At 33.7% G+C, this 1,037-nt stretch carries 1 protein-coding gene; it reads left to right on the top strand.

From position 1 onward, the window contains the following. The coding region (locus tag F6K52_RS36785) for a polysaccharide biosynthesis tyrosine autokinase (RefSeq protein WP_293090236.1) at positions 1-907 on the top strand (907 nt) is incomplete at its 5' end. Positions 908-1,037 lie beyond the last annotated feature (130 nt).

Raw genomic sequence — 1,037 nt, 5'->3', positions numbered from 1 at the left:
TCCCAGGGATAAAAAGGGTGAATTTATCCCCGTATCTCCAAAAATACCACTAATTGCTGTTAGTATAATTGCTGGCTTATTATTGGGGAGTTTAGCAGCTTTTGGGATTGAGAATGTAAACAATGTCTTCTATGATTCTGAGGATGTTAAAAATGAGTCTCAATTACCTTTATTGGGTGTGATTCCCTTCACTAAAGAACTACAAAATTTACCACAACCTAAATCTGATGTAGTTCAGCTAAATCCCCATAAAATTACTCAATCCTCAACTGAAGTTTCACCAAAGCATCAATCTAGAATAGAATCTCCTCTATTAGAAGCCTTTTGCTCCCTATATACAAGATTCCAATCCCGTAGGGGTGATATTCCTTTTAAATCAATTGCAATCGCATCAGCAACAACTGGTGATGGTAAATCTACAATTGCCATAAATCTTGCCCAAATGGCAGCAGAAGCAGGTCAAAAAGTCCTCTTAGTGGATGCTAATTTACATCACCCCCAAATTCATGAAAAAATAGGTTTAACTAACAATCAAGGACTTAGTGATGTCTTGATTGGTAATCTCAATTTGAGTCATGTAATTACCCAATCCCCTACAGAACAAAACTTATTTGTAGTTACTGCTGGTACTATGTTACCTAATCCAAGTAAATTATTTTCATCTAGTAGGATGCAAAATATTATGGAAATCGCCAAAACAAGTTTTGATTTAGTTGTTTATGATACTAGTCAAATTTTGGGTGTTTTAGATAGCAATATTTTAGCCCAGCAATTGGATGGAACTATTTTAGTTGTTGGATTAGGTAAAACACCACGCCCCACTTGGGAAAAAGCATTAGAGGAGGTAAAAGCTGCTCAAATTAAAATTATTGGTATTGTTACTAATTCCTTGAATAAAAAAGCATGAAACAGTCAAATTCGCAATATTTACAAGAATAAATTTTATTTTTTATTGCAAATAAAATGAAAAAAATTTCCGTAATTATCCCGGTATATCAGGGGGAAAAATATATAAAATCTACTGTAGAATCTGTACT

The organism is Moorena sp. SIO3H5 (genome assembly GCF_010692395.1).
Lineage (GTDB): Bacteria > Cyanobacteriota > Cyanobacteriia > Cyanobacteriales > Coleofasciculaceae > Moorena.
The sequence above is the reverse complement of the archived record's forward strand: the minus strand, read 5'-3'. Positions and strand labels throughout refer to the sequence as shown.